3 protein-coding genes are annotated in these 20,823 nt (G+C 66.4%); all 3 read right to left on the minus strand.

The features are described 5' to 3' along the window. On the minus strand, positions 1-1,628 hold a 1,628-nt coding region (locus ACF8Q6_RS25790), incomplete at its 3' end, for a condensation domain-containing protein (protein WP_392499693.1). 12 nt (positions 1,629-1,640) lie between these two features. Beyond that, positions 1,641-5,030 (minus strand): amino acid adenylation domain-containing protein, encoded by a 3,390-nt coding sequence (locus tag ACF8Q6_RS25795; protein WP_392494256.1) that lies wholly within the window; start codon positions 5,028-5,030, stop codon positions 1,641-1,643. Continuing rightward, the gene (locus tag ACF8Q6_RS25800; RefSeq protein ID WP_392499695.1) at positions 5,030-20,722 is read right to left on the minus strand and encodes a non-ribosomal peptide synthase/polyketide synthase; all 15,693 of its coding nucleotides are present in this window, start codon (positions 20,720-20,722) and stop codon (positions 5,030-5,032) included. The genes ACF8Q6_RS25795 and ACF8Q6_RS25800 overlap by 1 nt, the downstream gene beginning before the upstream one ends. Positions 20,723-20,823: the final 101 nt, after the last annotated feature.

The raw sequence follows: 20,823 nt of genomic DNA on the forward strand, positions 1-20,823 counted from the left end.
TGGCTGGACAGCTCGCTCAACGCCCGGTAGCTCATGCGCTGGTCGCCGAACAGCAGTGCCGTGGCGTCCGGCTGGCGACGCGCCTGCGCCTCGAACAGCTGGTGCACGCGCCAGTCGCCGGGGTAGTCGGTGGCGGTGTCGTTAAGGTCGTGCAGCACCGCTTGCGTCTGCTGCGGGCTCAGCATCGGCAACTCGCCCACCGGCTGTTGCGGCTGGGCTACCACACTGTGCAGCAGGTGCTGCCAATGCTGCCCCATGCGCTCGACGCTTGGCGCGTCGAACAGGTCGGTAGCGTAGGTCAGCGATGCCCACAGGCCATCCGCGGTCTCGACCGTGTCCAGGGTCAGGTCGAACTGGGCGTTCACTTCTTCCCACGCCAGCACTTCCACGCTCAAGCCTGGCAGCTGTGTGGCCCCTGGCAGCCGGCGCTCGGCGCTGCGATGGTTGAACATGACCTGGAACAACGGGCTGCGGTTCAGGCTCCGTTCGACCTGCAGCGCATCCACCAGTTGCTCGAAGGGCAAGTCCTGGTGCGCCTGGGCCTCCAGCGCAGTGGCCTTGACCTGCTGCAACAGGCGGACGAACGGCTGGTGCGTATCGATGTCGGCCTTGTGCACCTGGGTATTGACGAAGAAGCCGATCAGGCCTTCGGTTTCCTTGCGCGTGCGGTTGGCGACCGGCACGCCGACGCGGATGTCCGACTGCCCGGTATAGCGGTGCAACAGGCACTGGAAGGTCGCCAGCAACAGCATGAACAGGGTCACCCCTTCGCGCCGTGCCAGTTGCCGCAGGCCATCGGCCAGTGCCGGGCTCAGTGGCAGGTCGATGCGGGCGCCACGGTAGCTGCTGTGCAACGGCCGCGGGCGGTCGCTGGGCAACGCCAGCACAGGCTGTTCACCGCCCAGCTGGGCGGTCCAGTAGGCTAGCTGGCGCTGCCGTTCGCCGCCATCCATCCATTGGCGCTGCCAGGCGGCATAGTCGGCGTACTGGATCGGCAACGCCGGCAGGCTGGCAGGCTGGCCGCTGCTGTACGCGCGATACAGGTGCACCAGCTCCTGCACCATCAGCGCCAGCGACCAGCCATCCGAGACAATGTGGTGCTGGGTGATCAGCAACACATGATCGTCCGGCCCCAGGCACAGCAGGCTGGCCCTCAGGAGCGGGCCCTGGGCCAGGTCGAACGGCTGGCGGATTTCTTCGGTGATACAGGTGCGCAGCCGCGCCGCCCGGTCCTCGCCAGGCGCCAGGGCCAGGGTGTGCCTGGCAATGCTCACCGGCGCGGGGGCATGGATCACTGGCGTAGTGCGCTCACCGTCAGTGGCGAAGGTGGTGCGCAGCGACTCGTGGCGCGCCACCAGCGCATCGAAGCTTTGCTGCAGGGCAGCCAGGTCCAGTGTGCCACGCAGGTTCAGCGCACTGGGCAGGTGATAGGCGGCGCTGTCTGGCTCAAGGTGCCAAAGAAACAGCTGCCGCTCCTGGGCGAAGGACAGCGAAAGCGGCTCGGTCGGATCGCGTCGAAAAACAGGTGCCACGCTGTACAGATCGACACCTTGCTGCTTGAGCAGCACCGCCAGCGCCTTGCGTTGCTTTGCCGACAGTGTTGCTACCGATTCGATTAACTTTTGCACGCCCTTCCCCTGTCAAGAGATCAGATTTTCCAGATCTTCGGCTGATAGACGTTTGAGGGCCTCCAAGGATTTAGCCAAGGCATCGTTGACCGCCTGGGTGTGCGGCTGAGCACCAGCGATCTCGGCGCAGTAGGCTTGCAGGTCGTGGGTGGTGAACAGCGCCTTGACCGCTGTTTCCAGCTTCAACTGCTCACGCAGGCGCACGGTGACCTGGGTGGCCAGCAGTGAATGCCCGCCGAGGTCGAAGAAGTTGTCGGCAAGGCCGACCTGATCGACGTGCAGCACCTCCTGCCAGATCTGCGCCACTTGCTGCTGCAGCTCACTCTGGGGTGCCAGGTAGGCCACCCGGGCGACACTCAGGTCAGGAGCAGGCAGCCGGTTGCGGTCAAGCTTGCCATTGGGGGTGTGGGGGAAGGTTGCGACGAACGTCGTCCAGGTCGGCACCATGTACTCCGGCAACACGCTGCGCAGTTGCCGCTTCAGCGCCTCGCCCAGTGCCTCCCGCGTTTGCGCATCGTCGACCACGGCCACGTCCTGCGGCACCAGGTAAGCCACCAGCTGCTGGCCACCAGGCCCCGGCCGGGCGACTACCGCCGCTTCGCGAATGGCGGGATGACGCGCCAGTTGTGCCTCGATTTCACCGAGTTCGATACGATAGCCACGCATCTTCACTTGCTGGTCGATTCGCCCGAGGTATTCCACCACACCCTCGGCCCGGTAACGCGCCAGGTCGCCGGTGCGGTAAAGCCGTTCACCGTTCCCGGCGAACGGGTCGGGGACGAAACGCTCGGCGGTCAGCCCTGGCCGCTGGTAATACCCGCGCGCCAGCCCCGCCCCGCCAATCAGCAGCTCGCCAGCAACGCCAACAGGGACTGGCGCCAGGTCCTCACCCAAAAGGTAGAGCCGGGTATTGTCCAACGGCCTGCCTAGCAACGCCTGCGGCCTGGCGGGCTGCAAGCGGTGCAGCGCCGACCAGATGGTGGTTTCGGTCGGCCCGTACAGGTTCCACAACGGCCCGCCCAGGGCGAGCAGCCGCTGGGCCAGGTCATCGCTCAGCGCTTCGCCGCCACACAGCTTCGTGCAGCCGGCCAGCACCTCGCCGCGGCCGCTGTCTAGCAGCATGCGCCAGGTCGAAGGGGTGGCCTGCAGCACGGTCACTGACTGCTGCGCTACCAGCTCCAGCACCCGCTGCGGGTCCTGTGCGGTATCCGGACCGGCCAGGACCACGCAGGCGCCCTGCACCAGCGGCAAGTACACCTCCAGCCCGAAGATATCGAACGAGAACGTAGTCAAGGACAACAGGCGGTCGCCGGTAGCCAGCCCCGGCGCCTTGGCCATGCTGGCGATGAAGTTGACCAGCGCGCCGTGGGGCACCATCACCCCTTTTGGCCTCCCGGTGGAGCCCGAGGTGTAGATCATGTAGGCAAGGTGCTCGGCCGACAGCTGCGGCTGCGGGTTGTGCACACCGTAGGCTGCCGCGTTGCAGCCACTGCCCAGCGGGTGTTCGGGCGCCAGCAACAGGCACTGGACCGTGGCCGGTATCGGCAGGCGTGCCTGGAGCGACGGCTGGGTCAGCAGCAGCCTGATGCCGCTGTCCTCCATCATGTAGGCCAGCCGCTCGTCCGGGTAGTGGGGGTCCAGCGGTACATAGGCACCCCCGGCCTTGAGCACGGCCAGCAAGGCGACGAGCATCTGTGGCGAGCGTTCGAGGGCCACCCCGACGTTGACGTCCGGCCCCACGCCGCCTTCGATCAGGCGCCAGGCCAGGCGGTTGGCGTGTTCGTTGAGTTGCTGGTAGCTCAACGTCTGGTCTTCGAACTGCACGGCCGGTGCATGCGGTGTGGCATGGGCACGCTGCTCGATCAGGTGCTGGATACAGGCGTCGGCAACCGGCACCGCCGTGTCATTCCAGGCCTGGCCGATCACGTCCAGCTCGCGGTCGCTGAGCAGTGGCAACGCAGCGATTCGCTGACCCGCGTCGGCCACGATGCCGTCCAGCAATTGCAGCCAGTGCCCGGCCATTCGCGCTATGGTGGTGGCATCGAACAGATCGGTGGCGTAGTTGAAAGAAGCGCCGATCTGCCCTGGCGCTTCGAAGGTTTCCAGGGTGAGGTCAAACGGCGCGGTGCGCGTTTCACCAGGCAAAGCCTCGATACGCAGCGCTGTGTCGCTGGCGGCCTGCTGGCCATTGCCCTGGCGCTGGTGGTTGAACATGACCTGGAACAACGGGCTGTGGCTCAGGCTACGCCCCGGCTGCAAGGCTTCGACCAGTTGTTCGAACGGCAGCTCTTGATGGGCCTGGGCGTCGCTGGCGGCCTGGCGGGCTTGCTGCAACAGCGCGCGGAAGGTCTGCTGCGGCTCGATTTGCGCGCGCAGCACCTGGGTGTTGACGAAAAACCCGATCAACCCTTCGGTTTCTACCCGGTTGCGGTTGGCGATGGGCACACCGACGCGAATATCCTGCTGCCCGCTGTAGCGCTGCAGCAAGGCCTGGAACGCGGCCAGCAACAGCACGAACAAGGTCACCCCTTCGTGGCGGGCCAGGTCTTGCAGGCGTTGGCACAGTTCGGCCGGCAAGCTGAAGTCGTGCCGTGCGCCGCGGTAGCTCATCAGCCCCGGGCGGGGCCGATCGGTCGGCAGTTCCAGCACCGGCTGCTGGCCACCCAGTTGCGCTTGCCAATAGGCCAGCTGCCGCTCGCGCTCACCGGCCTCCATCCAGCGCCGTTGCCAGATGGCATAGTCGGCGTACTGGATGGGCAGCGGCCGAACAGCCACGGCATGCCCTTGGCAGCAGGCACTGTAACCCTGCAGCAGTTCATCGACCATTACCTTCAGCGACCAGCCGTCAGCGGCGATGTGGTGCACCACCAGGCTGAGCACATGGTCCTCGGCCGCCAGGCGCAGCAACGCCACGCGCAACACGGGGCCGTGTTGCAGGTCAAACGGCTGCTCCCGATGGGCTTCGACGAAGGCCTGAATCTGCGCCTGCTCATCGCCCACACCGCGCTCACGGCATTCAATCGCTACCGTCAGCTGTGGGGCGATTTGCTGGCGTGGGCCACCGTCGCGGCTGTCATGGGTGAACGTGGTGCGCAAGCTCTCGTGCCGCGCCAGCAGCGCATCGAAACTGCCTTGCAAGGCCTGCAGGTTCAGCGGGCCATGCAGGCGCAGGCTGACCCCGATGTTGTAGGCAGTGCCCTGAGGCTCCATCTGCCACAGGAACCATTGGCGCTCCTGGGCAAACGACAACGGCACCACGGTGGTGTCGTCGCGCACCAGCGGAATGGGCAGGTTGGCCGGGGACACGCCCTCTTCAAGCATTTTCTGCAGGTATTGGCGACGCTTTTCCAGCGGCAGATTGATGAAGCGCTGAGCAATTTTCGTGGCGACTGCGGTGTCCATCACACCTCCTCCATTTCGTCCAGCAGAGCCGACAGCTTGCTGAGTGTTTGTGTGTCCGCCGGCGCAGATGCCTGGGCCAGCTGTTCGGCGAAGCTCGCCAGGGTCGGGTGCTGGAAAATCAGTTGCGGGGTCAGGCTCAGGCCGAGTTCCAGTTGCACCCGCGATACCACGCTCACGGCCAGCAATGAATGGCCGCCCAGTTCGAAGAAGTGGTCGTCCAGGCCCACTTGCTCAAGTTTGAGCACGTCCTGCCAGATGGCTGCCAGCTGCTGTTCAAGCTCGCTGCGTGGGGCGCGATAACCGTGCTGCAACAGGCTGGCATCGGCCTTGGGCAGGGCCTTGCGGTCGAGCTTGCCGTTGGCTGTCAGCGGCCACCGGTCGAGCAGCAGCAGGTGCGCCGGGACCATGTAGTCCGGCAGCGCTTCCTTCAACTGTTCGCGCAGTTGCGCGCGCAGCCCGGCCTGCTGCTCCAGCGCTACCTCGGCAGCGGGGATCAGGTAGGCCACCAGCTGCTGGCCGGTCGCGCCTTCCTGGGCCAGCACCAGGGCCTCGCGCACCTGCGGCTGGGCCTGCAGGCGGGCTTCGATTTCCCCCAGCTCGATGCGGAAGCCGCGGATCTTCACCTGGTGGTCGATGCGTCCCACATACTCGATCACCCCGTCGGCGTGGTAGCGCGCCAGGTCACCGGTGCGGTACAGGCGCCCGCCAGGGGCACCGAACGGGTCCGGCACGAAGCGCGTGGCGCTCAGGTCGCTGCGCTTGAGGTAGCCGCGCGCCAGGCCGGCGCGGCCCACGTACAGCTCGCCGATGCAGCCTTTGGCTACCGGGTTCAGGTCGCCGTCGAGCACATACCAGGACAGGTCGGGGATCGGCACGCCCATCGGGCTGCTGGCCGCCTTGCCCAGGTCGGCCCGCGACAGCGGCCGGTAGCTGACATGCACGGTGGTTTCGGTGATGCCGTACATGTTCACCAGCTGCGGCTGGCGGTCGCCGAAGCGTTCGAACCACGGTGCCAGGCTGTTGACGTCCAGCGCCTCGCCCCCGAACACCACGCTGCGCAATGCCAGTGGCCGCTGCGGCTCAGCCGTGGTGGCCACCGCCATCAGTTGCTTGAACGCCGACGGGGTCTGGTTCAGCACCGTGACCTGTTCATCGGCCAGCAGCTGGTAGAAGGCCTCGGGCGAGCGGCTGGTGTGCTGCGGCACGATCACCAGGCGCCCGCCGTACAGCAGGGCGCCGAAGATTTCCCACACCGAGAAGTCGAAGGCATAGGAGTGGAACAGGCTCCACACGTCGTCGCTTCCGAAGCGGAAGTCCGCGTCGGTGGCCGTGAACAGGCGCAGCACGTTGCGCTGCGGCAGCAGCACGCCCTTGGGCTTGCCGGTGGAACCGGAGGTGTAGATCACATAGGCGAGGTTGTCCGGGCTGACCGTGACCGGCGAGCAGGCCAGCGGGTCGGCCTGGCTGCTGTCATCGTTGCTTTCCAGGCTGAGCACGCGCACGCCTGCCGGCACCGGCAGGCTGGCCAGCACCTGGGGCTGGGCCAGCAGGCGCTGCAGGCCGCTGTCTTCGATCATGTAGGCCAAACGGTCGGCCGGGTAGGCCGGGTCCAGCGGCACGTAGGCACCGCCAGCCTTGAGGATGGCGAAGATACCAACAACCATGTCCAGCGAGCGCTCGGCAGCCAGGCCGACCAGCACGTCGGGCCCGACCCCGTCGTCGACCAGGCGCCGGGCCAGGGCGTTGGCACGCTGGTTGAGCTGGGCATAGCTCAGGGCCTGGCCCTCGCAGGTGACGGCGATAGCATCGGGGGTGCGCTGCACCTGGGCTTCGATGCGGCTGTGCAGGGCCTGATCGGCCGGGTGCTCGGCGGGGGCCGGGTTCCACTCGGCGAAGGTGACCTGCTGCTGTTGCGCATCGAGCAGCGTCAGGCTGCCCAGCGCCTGGTGCGCCGAGGCCTCGACAATCTGCTCCAGCAACTGTCGCAGGTGCCCAGCCAGTTGCTCGACCTGCACGGCAGCGAAGCAGCCACGGTCGTAGCCGAAGGTCACCGACAGCGTCTCGCCCTGGTTGACCGCCAGGGTCAATGGGTAGTTGGCCTGCTCATGGTTGTGCACCGCATCGAAACGCAGCCCCTCGGGTGCCGTTTGCTGGAGGATCTCCGAGACCGGGTAGTTCTCGAACACCATGATGCTGTCGAACAGCCCCTCGCCGCCGTGACCGGCCCAGCGCTGGATCTCGAACAACGGCGTGTGTTCATGTTCACGCAATTGCAGGTTGAGGCTTTGCAACGCTTGCAGCCATTGCACCACGGGTTGTTCCGGGCGCGGGCTGGCAACCACCGGCAAGGTGTTGATGAACAGCCCGATGTGCGCTTCGACGCCGCGCAGCTCGGCAGGACGGCCCGCGACGGTGACACCGAATGCGACCGCCGCCTGCCCGGTATAACGCTGCAACAGCAACAACCAGGCCCCTTGCATCAAGGTGTTGAGCGTGACCTTGTGCTGCCGGGCAAAATCGCTGAGCTGGCGGGTTTGCTGGCGATCACGCAGCAGGACAACCTGCCCCTGCCCGGCCACGTCGGCTTCGGCCAATGGCTGGCCGGTCGCCAGGCTGCGGCTGAGCAGTGTGGGCTGCTCCAGGTCCGCCAGGCGGGCTTTCCAGAACTGCTCGCTGGCCTGCGCGTCCTGGCGCTGCAACCAGCCGATGTAATCGCGGTAACGCCCTGCCGGCGCCGCTGGGCGAGGCTCGCCGCGGGCCTGGGCACCGTATTGTTCGAGTACCTCCCCCAGCAGCTGCGAATAGCTCCAACCGTCCATGAGGATGTGGTGGTTGGTATCGATCAGGTGGTAGCGATCGTCGCCAATGCGGATGACCTGGATGCGCTGCAGCGGCGCCTTGCCCAGGTCGAACCCGCGCAGGCGTTCGGCGCTGGCCAACTGGTCAAGCGCGGTGGGCAGCTCCCGCCGCTCGCGCCAATCCTGGTACACCAGCGCCACGGCCAGGTGCTTGTGGATCACCTGCAACGGTTGCTGCTGGCCCTGCCACAGCACACTGGCGCGCAGCACCTCGTGGCGTTCGTAGACTGCCTGCCAGGCGGCCCGCAGGCGTTCGGCATCCAGCCCCTGCACATCGGCACGCATCTGGTTGATGTAGTCACCGCTGCCCTGCTCGTACAGCGAGTGGAACAGCATGCCTTGCTGCATCGGCGACAGCGCGTAGATGTCTTCGACTTGCGCCGCCGGTACCGGCAACGCATCGAGCTGGGCCTGGCTCAGGCCCGCCAGCGGGAAGTCCGAAGGTGTCATGCCCTGTTCACCGGCCTCGTTGGCCTGCAGGCAATGCTCGACCAGGCTGCGCAGCTCGCGCCCGTAATCGTCCGCCAGGCGTTGCACGGTCTGTTCGTCGAACAGGTCGAGACTGAACGTCCAGCCCATGCGCAGCTCGCCGCCATAGACCTGGCCATTGAGGCTGAGCCAGTTTTCCAGCGGCGCGTCAGCGCTCTGTTCGGCGCCGACGCCCAGCCGGGAAGGTTGCAGCAAGGCATCACCGGCGCCATCGAAGCTGGCGTCGAACTGCCCCAGGTAGTTGAAGGTGATGCGTGGTGTTGCCAGGCCTTGCAGGGCCTGACGCTGGTCATCACTGCCAAGGTAACGCAGCACACCGTAACCCAGGCCTTTGTTGGGGATGGCGCGCAACTGCTCCTTGACCTGCTTGATCGACGCGCCCAGCTCGCCCTCGACGCGCAGGCACACCGGGTACAGGCTGGTGAACCAGCCGACGGTTCGGCTGAGGTCAAGGTCGGCGGACAGTTCTTCGCGGCCATGCCCTTCCAGCTGAATCAGCGTCGCGGCCTGGCCGCTCCAGCGACCCACCACGCGCGCCAGCGCAGTCAGCAGCAAGTCGTTGACCTGAGTACGATAGGTGGCGGGCGCCTCTTGCAGAAGCTGCCGGGTCACTTCGCGGTCAAGTTGCGTGCTGACCGTGCGCGCACGTCGGCGTTGTTGCCCGGCGCCCGGGTGGTCGCAGGGCAGCTCGGCGTGGTCGTGCTGCAACTGCGCCTGCCAGTACGCCAACTCGCTGCCAAGCCCTTCGCTGCCAGCATAGGCTTGCAACTGCCCGGCCCAGTCCCTGAGCGAACTGGTCTTGGCCGGCAGCACCACCGTTTGGCCCGCCACGCATTGACGATAGGCACGCTGCAAGTCTTCCAGCAGAATTCGCCAGGACACCCCGTCGACCAACAGGTGATGGATCACCAGCAACAAGCGCTGGCACTCGCCCGGTTGCGTTACCAGCACCGCACGCACCAGATCGCCGCTGCCCAGGCACAGGCTGGCCTGGGCCTGGTCGCACAGTGCCTCCAGCGCCTGCGCATCGGCACAGTCACGCTGCCACAACAGCGCGTGGCGCACGTGCGCTTCGCCGAAGCTGGCGCGCCAGCCCTGTTCGCTTTCGTCGAACTTCAGGCGCAAGCCGTCATGGTGTACCACCAACTGGTGCAGGGCGTGTTCCAGCCGGTCGGCATCCAGCGGCTGCAGGGCGTCCAGCAGCACCGACTGGTTCCAGTGATGGCGCTCGGGAATAGCCAGCGCGAAGAATTCGGCCTGGGCCGGCAGCAGGTGCAGCTCACCGCTGACCGGGCCCTGGTCGATCTGCTGCTGAGCGGCCCCCAGCCGAGCGACACGCGCCAGGCCCTGCACCGTCTGCTGCTCGAAAACATCCTTGGGGCTGAAGGCGATGCCGGCCTGGCGGGCGCGCCCGACCACCTGGATGGAAACGATCGAATCGCCACCCAGTTCGAAGAAGTTGTCGTCCAGCCCCACCTGCTCAAGCTTGAGCACGTCCTGCCAGATCGCGGCCAGCTGCTGCTCCAGTTCACTGCGCGGGGCAACATAGGCCTGGCGTGCCTGACTCATGTCCGGCAACGGCAGCGCCTTACGGTCTACCTTACCATTCGGCGTCAGCGGCAGGCGCGCCATCAGCACCCAGTGCACGGGTACCATGTAGTCGGGCAGACGGGCTTTCAGGCTGGCTTTGAGCTGCTGCTTGAGCGCGTCGGCAGCCACAGCGTCATCCGCCACGCAATAGGCCACCAACTGCGGCCCGTTGGCGCCGGGCTGGGCCATCACCACCGCCTCGCGTACCTGATCGCTGTCGAGCAACGCGGCTTCGATTTCGCCCAGCTCGATACGGAAACCGCGGATCTTGACCTGGTGATCGACCCGGCCGACGTACTCCAGCACGCCGTCGGCACGGCGCCGGGCCAGGTCGCCAGTGCGGTACAGGCGCTCGCCGGGCGCCCCGCAAGGGTGCGGAATAAAGGCCTGGGCAGTACGCAGTGGGTCGCCGACATAGCCACGGCCCACGCCGGTTCCTGCCACGCACAGCTCTCCGGTGACGCCCAGCGGCGCCAGCTCCAGCGCGGCGTCCAGCACATACAGGCGGTTGTTGTCGGTGGGGCTGCCAATGGGCAGGTACACGCCTTGCGTGCTCGCCAGGTCGACGCGGAAGAACGCCACGTCATCGGAACATTCGGCCGGCCCATAGGCATTGACCAGCCCGACATCGGGATAGCGCTGCAACCATTGACGTGCGGTTTCCGGCGCCAGCGCTTCGCCAGTGGGCAGCATCCAGCGCAGCGACGGCACCGCAATGGCCGGGGCCTGGAACATACCCTGGATCAACGACGGCACGCTCTCGAGCACACTGATGCGCTGCTCGCGCACCTGCTGCAGCAAGGCTTCGGGATCATGGGCCAGCTCGTTTGGCACAATCTGTACACAGCCGCCAAACAGTGGCGCTGCAAGGAACTGCCACACGGAGATGTCGAAGCTCTGCGACGCAGTCTGGGCGATCACGTCGTCCGGCCCCAGGCCCAGGTAAGGCACCTTGCTCAGCTGGTTGTTGAGCATGCCCGCCTGCTCGACCATCACCCCTTTGGGCTGCCCGGTCGAGCCCGAGGTGTAGATCACGTACGCCAGGTGCTGCGGGCCACTGTAGCGCTGCGGGTCGTGCTCGGCGCTGTCAGGCCGGTCGAGGGTTTCCAGCACCAGCAGCTGCGGCCGCCGTGCTTCGTCCAGTGCGTCCAGCAAGGCCTCGGCCTGCGCCTGGCACGCCTCGGTGCAGAGCAGCACCGGGGTGCGGCTCAAGGCGACGATATGGCTCAGGCGTTGTTGTGGCAGGCCAGGGTCCAGTGGCAGGTAGCCGGCGGCGGCCTTGAAGGTGCCCACCATCATGCCCAGCAGCTCAAGGCTACGCGGCGCCAGCAATGCCACTGGCTGGTCAGGCCCGACCCCCAGCGCAATCAGCCCATGGGCCACACGGTTGGCACGGCGGTTGAGCTCGCTGTAGCTGTACTGCCGGTCGCCGCAGCGCGCAACGACCGCCTGCGGGGTACGGGCCACCTGCGCTTCGAACAGCTCGGCATAACTGTGCTGCAGCGGGTAATCGGCAGCCGTCTGGTTGACGTGCTGCAACAGCCCTTCGCGGGTGGCAGGGGCTACCAGGCAGAACGTGCCCAGGCAGCTGTCCAGCGGCAAGCTCAGGCACTGTTGCAGCACATGCTGGAAGTTGTCCGCCAGCGCAGCCAGCGCCGGGCGCTGCAGATGCTCCAGCGCATGGCTGTAGTGCAACTGCAAGGTCTGCCCTTGGCTGATCGACAAGGTCAGCGGGTAATGCGTCTGTTCGCGGCTGTAGACCTCGCCGAAGCTCAAGCCTGCCGGGGCACCCTGCTGCAGCGCTTCAGAAACCGGGTAGTTCTCGAAGACCAGGATGTTGTCGAACAGGGCCTCGCCGCCCTGCCCGCTCCAGCGCTGGATGTCGAACAGCGGGGTGTGCTCGAACTCGCGCATGGCCACGTTCTGCGCCTGCAACTGCTGCAGGAATTGCGCGAACGGCAGCTGCGGGGCCGGGCTGGCAGTGACCGGCAAGGTGTTGATGAACAGGCCCACCTGCTGCTCGATGCCCTTGAGCGCCGCCGGGCGCCCGGCAACCGTGGCCCCGAACGTGACGCTGTCCTGCCCGGTATAGCGTTGCAGCAGCAACAGCCAGGCACCCTGCAGCAAGGTGTTGAGGGTGACCTTGTGTTGACGCGCCAGTGCCACCAGCTGCCCGGTGGTGGCGGCATCGATCACCTGCACATGCTCGGCGTAGCCCTGCCCGGCTTCGGCCTGGGCCTCGTAGGCAATGGCCTGCGCCAGGCGGGTGGGCCCTTGCAGGTCGCGCAGGCAGTCTTTCCAGAACGCTTCACCGGCAGCGGCGTCCTGCCGGCCCAGCCAGCCGATGTAATCGCTGTAGCGGCTGGTGACCGGTGGCAATGCCGAGGGCTGCCCGTCGCCCAGCAAGGCGTACTGGTGCAGCACTTCACCCAACAGCTGGGAGTTGCTCCAGCCGTCCATGAGGATGTGATGGCTGGTATAGAGCAAGTGCTGTCGGGCCGGACCGGTGCGCACCAGCGCCAGGCGCAGCAACGGCGCCTGGCTGAGGTCGAAGCCCTGCTGGCGCTGGTCGAGTGCCAGCTGCTCAAGGGCAGCCTCAAGGCCTTCGCGCCCCTGCCAGTCGTGCACCACGAACGGCAGTTCAACGTGCTTGCGTACCACCTGCAGGGCCTGCTCGTGTTCCCAGTGGAACTGCGTGCGCAAGATATCGTGGCGCTGCAGTACAGCCTCCCAGGCACGGCGGAAACGCTCGACATCCAGGCCGTCGACATCGACGCGCATCTGGTTCACGTAATCCCCCGCCTGCTGCTCGTACAAGGCGTGGAACAGCATGCCCTGCTGCATCGGCGCCAGCGGATAAAGGTCGGCGATCTCGGCCGCGGGCACTGGCAGTTGGTCCAGCTGGGCCTGCGACAGGCGCGCCAGCGGGAAGTCGGACGGCGTCACACCGCACACCCCCGGTGTGCAGCAGTGTTCGATCAACGCCTGCAACTCGCGGGTGTAATCTGCGGCCAGGCGCTCAAGGGTGGCGCTATCGAACAGCTCGCGACTGAACGTCCAGCCCAGGCTCAGCTCACCGCCGTACACCTGGCCATTGAGGCTCAACAGGTTGCCCAGCGGCGCCTGCGCGTCGTGATCGGCGCCCTTGTCTTCCCTGGCCGGCACGAACAGCGCTTCGGCCTGATCGAAGCTGCCATCGAACTGGCCCAGGTAGTTGAAGGTGATTTCCGGCAGCGGCGCATGGCCCAACTGCTGGCGCGCCTCGGCGCTGCCCCATTGGCCCAGCACCCCGAAACCGATGCCGTTGTCGGGAATGCTGTGCAGGTGCTGCTTGACCTGCTTCAAGGTGTGGGAACGCTCACTGGGCACCGCCAGCGTCAGCGGGAACACCGTGGTGAACCAGCCGAGCGTGCGGCTGAGGTCCAGGTCGTCGAACAGTGCTTCACGGCCATGACCTTCCAGCAGCACCGACACTTCGTCGCGTCCGGTCCAGCCGGCAATCACCCGCACCAAGGCTGCCAGCAGCAGGTCGTTGACCCGTGTGCGGTAAGCGGCCGGCGCCTCGCGCAGCAGCCGCTCGGTCCATGCCCGGTCCAGGCGGCTGTAAACCGTGTGGGCGTGGCACTGCTGATTGGCTGCGGCCAGGTCGCTGACCTGCCGACGTGGCAGTGCGGCGCGCCCCTGCAACTGCTCGCACCAGTAGCCAAGCTGGCCCTGCATGTGCGCTGCATGCCCCTGCAAGCGCTTGGCCCATGCCTGCATGGAATGGCTCTTGGCGGGCAGGTTCGGCTGGTTACCCGCAAGCACGGCAGCGTAGACCTGTTGCAGGTCCTCCAGCAGGATGCGCCATGACACCCCGTCCACCACCAGGTGATGAACGACCAACAGCAAGCGCTGGCTGCCGTCCGCCAGCGTTGCCAGCAAGGCACGCAGCAATGGCCCGTTTTCCAGGTCAAGGCTGCGCTGCGCTTGCTCGAGCAAAGTGTGCAACCCACCTTCATCATCCACCGCGGCCTGCCACAGCAGTGCCGCCTGGGCGCACTGGGCAGGGCTGCGGTAGTGCGCCTTCCAGCCGTCATCGGCGGGCGCAAAGCTCAGGCGCAAGGCATCATGGTGCTCGACCAGGGCGTGCAGGGCCTGGTCCAGGTCAGCAGCGTTCAAAGGCTGCCGTGGTTCAAGCAGGATCGACTGGTTCCAGTGGTGACGTGCCGGGATCTCCTGGGCAAAGAACAGCTGGTGCACCGGTAGCAACACCTGCTCGCCACTGAGCGGCCCCTGGTCGGCTTGCACCTCGCATGCGCCGACTTGGGCAACGCTGGCCAGTGCTGCCACGGTCTGATGCTCGAACAGATCACGGGCACTGAACAGCAGGCCGTCCTGACGCGCCCGACTGACCAGCTGGATCGAGATGATCGAGTCGCCCCCGAGCTCGAAGAAGTTGTCACTTACGCCCACCTGCGGCAGCTTCAGCACGCGCTGCCACAACGCGGCAAGACGCTGCTCCATGGCATTGCGTGGCGCCACGTAGGCCTGCTGCAGGGCGCTGAAGTCGGGTGCCGGCAGTGCTTTGCGGTCGAGCTTGCCGTTGGGCAGCAACGGCAGTTGCTCAAGCACCAGCCAGTGGGTCGGCAGCATGTAGTCCGGCAGGCTCTGGCGCAGCGCCGCCTTCAGCTGCTCGCGCTGCTCGGCCGGCCCGTGTGCGGCAATGCTATAGGCCAGCACCAGGTAAGCCGCCAGCTGCTTGCCGCTTGGGCCGTCGACGGCGACCACCACGGCCTCGCGCACCTCGGCGCAGGCCAGCAGGCACGCCTCGATTTCGCCCAGCTCGACGCGGAAGCCGCGGATTTTTACCTGGTTATCGATCCGCCCCAGGTAATCGAACTGCCCGTCGGCGCGCAGGCGAACCTGGTCACCGGTGCGGTACAGGCGCGCACCCTCGGTGCCAAACGGGTCGGGCACGAAGCGCTCGGCCGTCAGCCCCGGGCGCCCCAGGTAGCCGCGGGCCAGGCCGGCACCGCCCAGGTACAGCTGCCCGGCCACGCCTGCTGGCAGCAGGCCCAGAGCGGCGTCCAGCACACACGCGCTGCGCTCGCCGACAGGCTGGCCGATCGGTGCATAGGCGCTGTCGCAATGATCCCCGGCGCGGGTACGCCAGACCATCGGCGTGACCACGGTCTCGGTGGGGCCATACCCATTGATCATCACCTGGGGTTGCAGGCTTTGCTGCACCCGCTCGTAAGTCGCCCGCGGCATGGCATCGCCGCCAAAGCTGTAAAGACGAACCGGTGGAGGGTTACCGGCATGCGCCGCATGCTCGGCCAGCTGTTGCAGGTAGGCCGGCGGGAATCCGGCCATGGTCACCCCATGCCGGCGTATCTCCTCGTAGGTGCGCTCGGGGCTCCACAGCTCATCGTCGCGCAGCAGCAGGCTGCCACCCATGACCAGCGAAGTCAGCCAGCGTTCATGGGCACCGTCGAAAGCAAACGACAGGAAATGCAGCTCACGGTCCGCCGGGGTCATTTCGTACCATTGGCCAGTGGCCAGGCAGTGCATGGCCAGCGGCCCGTGTGCGACCGCAACGCCTTTGGGCTGGCCGGTAGAACCCGAGGTGTAGATCACGTAGGCCAGGTTTTGCGGGCTCAATGCCACGGTGGGCGCATGGTCGGCGCCCGGCTGCTCAACCCGTTGGTCGAGCAGCAGCGTACGAATGCCGGCCTGCACGTCCAGGCCCGGGAGCACCCGGCTGTGACTGAGCAACAGGTCGATGCCGCTGTCCTGCATCATGTAGGCCAGGCGCTCTGCCGGGTACTGAGGATCAAGCGGCAGGAACGCGCCACCGGCCTTGAGGATGCCCAGCAAACCGACAACCATGTCGAGCGAACGCTCCAGGGCGATGCCCACCAGCACGTCGGGGCCGACACCCAGCGCCCGCAGGCGGTGTGCCAGCTGGTTGGCCCGGGCCTCGAGCTGGCCGTAGCTCAGTTGCTGGTCGCCGACCAGCAACGCTACCGCTTGCGGTTGGCGCAGGGCCTGTTCGGCAATCAGCTGGTGGACCGCCGCTGGCGCGGCCGCGAGCCCCGCCTGTTGCCAGCCCTGCAACAGGGCCGCCTGCTCCTGCGGCGCCAGCAACGGCAGCTCGCCGACAGCCTGGCCTGGGTCGGCGGCCAGGCCGCGCAGCAAGTTGCACCAGTGCTCAGCCATGCGTTGCAGGGTAGCGGCTTCGAACAGCTCGGCAGCGTAGAGGAACGACACGTTGATCGCCGCGTCGGTCTCTAGCGTTTCCAGGGTCAGGTCGAATTGCGCGGTGCCACCCTGCAGGGTCATTTCCTCGGCATGCAAACCTGCCAGGCTGGAGCTGCCAACCTGCTGGCCGGCAATGCTGAGGTGGTTGTACATCACCTGGAACAGCGGGTTGCGGTCCAGCGAGCGTTGCGGGTTCAAGGCTTCGACCAGGCGGTCGAACGGCAGGTCCTGATGCGCCTGGCCGGCCAGCGCCGTGGCCTTGACCTGGCTGAGCAGCGCCGCGCCGCTCATCGCCGGGTCGACTTCGACGCGCATGACCAGGGTATTGACGAAAAAGCCCAGGACGTTTTCCAGCTCTTGCCGGCTACGGTTGCTCACCGGTATGCCGATGCGCACATCGGGTTGTTCGCAGTAGCGTTGCAACAACAGGGCAAAAGCGCCGAGGAACAGCTGGAACAGGGTCAGCTCATGCTCACGTGCCAACTGCCGCAAGCGCTGCGCCAGTTCGCTGTCCAGGGCGAACGCGACGCGCCCCAGACGGTGGTCTTTCAGCGCGCTGCGCGGGTGGTCGACTGGCAGCTCCAGGATGGGCTGCTCGCTTCCCAGCTGCCCGCGCCAGTAGTCCAGCTGGCGCTGGAGCTCGCCCTGGTCGAGCCAGTGCTTGTGCCAGGCGGCGTAATCGGCGTACTGGATCGGCAGCTTGGCCAATGCCGGCGCCTCGCCCCGGTGCAAGGCCTGGTACAGGGCAACGAACTCACGCACCATCACGCTCATCGAACCACCATCGGAAATGATGTGGTGCAAGGTGACCACCAGCAACTGGTCCTGCTCGCCCAACTGCAGCACCTTGGCGCGCCACAACGGGCCGGTGCCCAGGTCGAACAGCCGCTGGGTCTCGGCCAGTACCTGAGCCTGTATCTGTGCCAGCTCGGCCGTTGCCGGCAGTCGGCCCCAGGTCAGCGGTAGTTGACCCGCAGGCTGGATGCGCTGCAGCAACACGCCATCGCGCTCGACGAACGTCGTGCGGAAGGCTTCATGGCGCTCGCAAAGGGTCGCGAAGGCCTGGGTCAATGCGGCACGATCCAGTTCGCCACGCAGGCGCACGACCATAGGTGTGTGGTAGGCGGTGCTGTGCGGCTGCATCTGCCAGAACAGCCATTGCCGCTGCTGGGCGTGCGACGCGACCAGGGGCTGGTCACGCGGCACCGCTGCGATCGGCTCGACGTGCTGGGCGCCAGCGCCCAGTACCTGTTCGGCAAAGCCCTGTAGCGAGTTGCTTTCGAAAAGGCTGCGCAACGGTACGTCACGCCCCAGAATGCGCCGGACCCGGGCGATGATCTGCGTCGCCAGCAGGGAATGCCCACCCAGGGCAAAGAAGTTGTCGTCAAGCCCTACCTGGGCGACGTTCAGCACGTCCTGCCAGATCAGCGCCAGCTGCTGCTGCAAGGTGGTCTGCGGGGCACGGTAGGCCTGTGCCGGGCCTTCGTCAGGCACCGGCAAGGCGCGTAAATCGAGCTTGCCGTTGAGTGTCAGTGGCATGCCGGGCAATGCCATGAAGCGGCTCGGCAGCATGTAGTCCGGCAACTGCCTGGCCAGCGCCGCTTGTACGTCGGCAAGCACCTGCGGGGCCTCGGCCTGGCTGTCGGGCACCACGTAGGCGACGATACGGGCCGCGCTGCCGGTGCCGTGGATAACGGCCACGGCGTCGTGCACACGGGGCTGGCGCTTGAGGGTGTCGGTGATTTCACCCAGTTCGATGCGGTAACCGCGAATCTTCACCTGATGGTCGACCCGCCCCAGGTAATCGACCTGGCCGTTCGCCAACTGCCGCGCCAGATCGCCGGTTCGGTACACGCGGCTACCGGCGGCCCCGAACGGGTTGGGCACGAAGCGTTCGGCGGTCATCGCCGCGCGGCGGTGATAGCCTCGCGCCACCCCTGCGCCGGCAAGATACAACTCGCCCTGGCAGCCGGTGCTCAGCGGTTGCAGCGAAGCGTCCAGCACATAAGCCTGCATGTTGGCCAACGGCCGCCCAAGCGGCGCACGCCCCGTCGCCGGTGGCGCCTCGACCGCATCAGCGAGCGCGCCCACGGTGGTTTCGGTTGGGCCGTAATGGTTGAACAGCGTGCAGTGCGGGGCCAGCTGCGCCAGTTGTGCCATCAGCCCGGCGGGGCAAGCCTCGCCGCCCAGCACCAGCGCACGCTGCGGCAGTGCCCGGGACGGGTGCGGACCATCGAGCAATGCCTGCAGGTGGGAAGGGACAATTTTCAGCACGTCCACGGCGTGTGCGTGCATGTAGGCGGCGAAACGCTCGGCGTCCAGGCTGATGTCCAGGGCAATCACATGCAGGCAGCTGCCGCTGCACAGTGCGCCGAACAGGGTGGTATGGCCAAGGTCGGCCGCCAGCGTGGAAACCACCGCCATGCTCGCGACCCGGCCCAGCGCCAGGCGCTGCAAGGCCGCCTGCACATAGTTGGCCAGGGCGCCATGGCTGATGGTGACACCCTTCGAACGCCCAGTAGAGCCCGAGGTATAGATGACATAGGCCAGGTTATCGGCATTCAGCTGTGCAGGTGGAGCCGTCGTACTGAAGCGCGCCAGTTCCTCTGCTGCCTGGTCGAGCACCAGGTAGCGCACTTGTGTGTCCTGCGGTAGACGGGGCAGCAGCGCCTGCTGGGTCAGCAGCAGTTGAACACCGCTGTCGTCGAGCATGTAGGCAAGCCGCTCTTGCGGGTATTCGGGGTCGAACGGCACATAGGCACCGCCGGCCTTGAGGATGGCCAGCAGGCCAACGATCATCTCCACCGACCGTTCGACTGCAATTCCCACCCGTACTTCAGGCCCGACGCCCCACTCGATCAGTTGGTGTGCCAGCCGGTTGGCATCGGCATCGAGTTCGGCATAGCTCAGCTGCCGGTCGCCGAACACCAGTGCCGGGGCCTGCGGCTGCTGCGCCACCTGCGCGGCGAACAGCGCAAGTATGTTGTCGACGGCGAACTCGCTGGCGACCGGTTGGCTGGCCTGTAGCAGCCGCTGCCGCTCGCCGGCACCCAGCAGCGGTAAATCGCCGATGGCCGCCAGCGGGTCGGCGGCCATGGCCTGCAACAGGTTCAGCCAATGGCTCGCCATACGTTCGATGGTGGCCGGGGCGAACAATTCGCGGGCATAGGTGAAGGCTGCCTGCACCTGGCCGTCGCGCTCCACGGTATCGAGGGTGAGCTCGAACTGGACACTGCGCTCGTGGCGCTCCAGCACGTGCAGCTCAAGGCCTGATTCGCTGCGCAAGGCGCCGATGTCGGCGACGTTCGCCTGATGGTTGTGCAACACCTGGAACAACGGCGTATGGCTGAGGCTGCGCTCGACTTGCAGGCCTTCGACCAAACGCTCGAACGGCAAATCCTGGTGACTCTGGGCCGCGCGGGTGGTTTCGCGGACATCGGCCAGCAATTGGGCGACAGACATCTGCGGGTCGAGCTCGGTGCGCAACACCTGGGTGTTGACGAATACGCCAATCAGCCCCTCGACTTCTTCGCGATTACGGTTGGCGACCGGTACCCCGACACGGATGTCCTGCAGGCCACTGTAATGTTGCAAAAGCAGCTTGAAACCGGCCAACAGCACACTGAACAAGGTGACCCCTTGCTGACGCGCCAGGCCCGCCAGGCGCTCGCTCAGGCCCTGAGGCACCGCGATGGGCAGGCGCTGGCCCTGGCGGCTGGCATGCAGCGGGCGCGGGTAGTCGGCAGGCAACTGCAATACCGGGTGCTGGTCGCCCAGCTTGGCCTGCCAGTAAGCCAGCTGTCGCGCCTGCTCCCCGGCCTCCAGCCAACGCCGCTGCCACAGCGCATAGTCACTGTACTGGATCGGTAACTCAGGCAGCACCGGCACCTGCCCGCGAACCAAGGCGTCGTAGCCGTGGACGAATTCCTGGATGAGCACGTTCATCGACCAGCCGTCGGCGACGATATGGTGCAGGGTCAACAGCAGCACATGCTCCTGTGCCGCCAGCTTCAACAAGCGTACGCGAAACAGCGGGCCCTGCTGGAGGTCGAAGGGCAAACCGGCTTCGTCCCGCACCGCCTGCGCGACGGCGGCGTCGCGGGCCTCGGCGGCCAGCGCCTGAAGGTCGTGTTCTTCAATGACGATGGCCGCTGGCTGCACCACTTGCACCACTTCGTCACCCTGGGTCTGGAACACAGTACGCAGGGCCTGGTGACGCTGCAGTACCTGCTCGAACGCGCGCTGTACCGCCGAGGTGTCCAGCGCCCCTTTCAGCACCACCGCACTGGGCAGGTTGTAGGCGGCACCGTGCGGGTCCAGTTGCCACAGAAACCACATGCGCTGCTGGGCATAGGACAGTGCATGGCGATCGTCGACGGCGACGTCCGCAGGGATCGGGAATTGTGAAAAGTCGATACCCTCGCTGGCCAGGGTTTCGAGAAACAGCCGCCGCTTTTCCACCGGCAGCTCAATGAAACGGCGGGCGAGCTTCAGGGACTTCTCAACATTCATCGGGTTTCATCCGTGCACATGGGTTTCGAGTAACAACTCGGCTATCCCTACAAAACGGATGGAACACCGGGAAAATTAACCCGTCACGGCCACCGGCAAAG

This window comes from Pseudomonas sp. GLN_2 (genome assembly GCF_043106005.1).
Classification (GTDB): domain Bacteria; phylum Pseudomonadota; class Gammaproteobacteria; order Pseudomonadales; family Pseudomonadaceae; genus Aquipseudomonas; species Aquipseudomonas alloputida.

Excerpts from the sequence above, each read along its gene's own strand:
- ACF8Q6_RS25795 (WP_392494256.1), bottom strand. The coding sequence starts at position 5,030 with ATGGACACCGCAGTCGCCACGAAAATTGCTCAGCGCTTCATCAATCTG.
- ACF8Q6_RS25800 (WP_392499695.1), bottom strand. The coding sequence starts at position 20,722 with ATGAATGTTGAGAAGTCCCTGAAGCTCGCCCGCCGTTTCATTGAGCTG.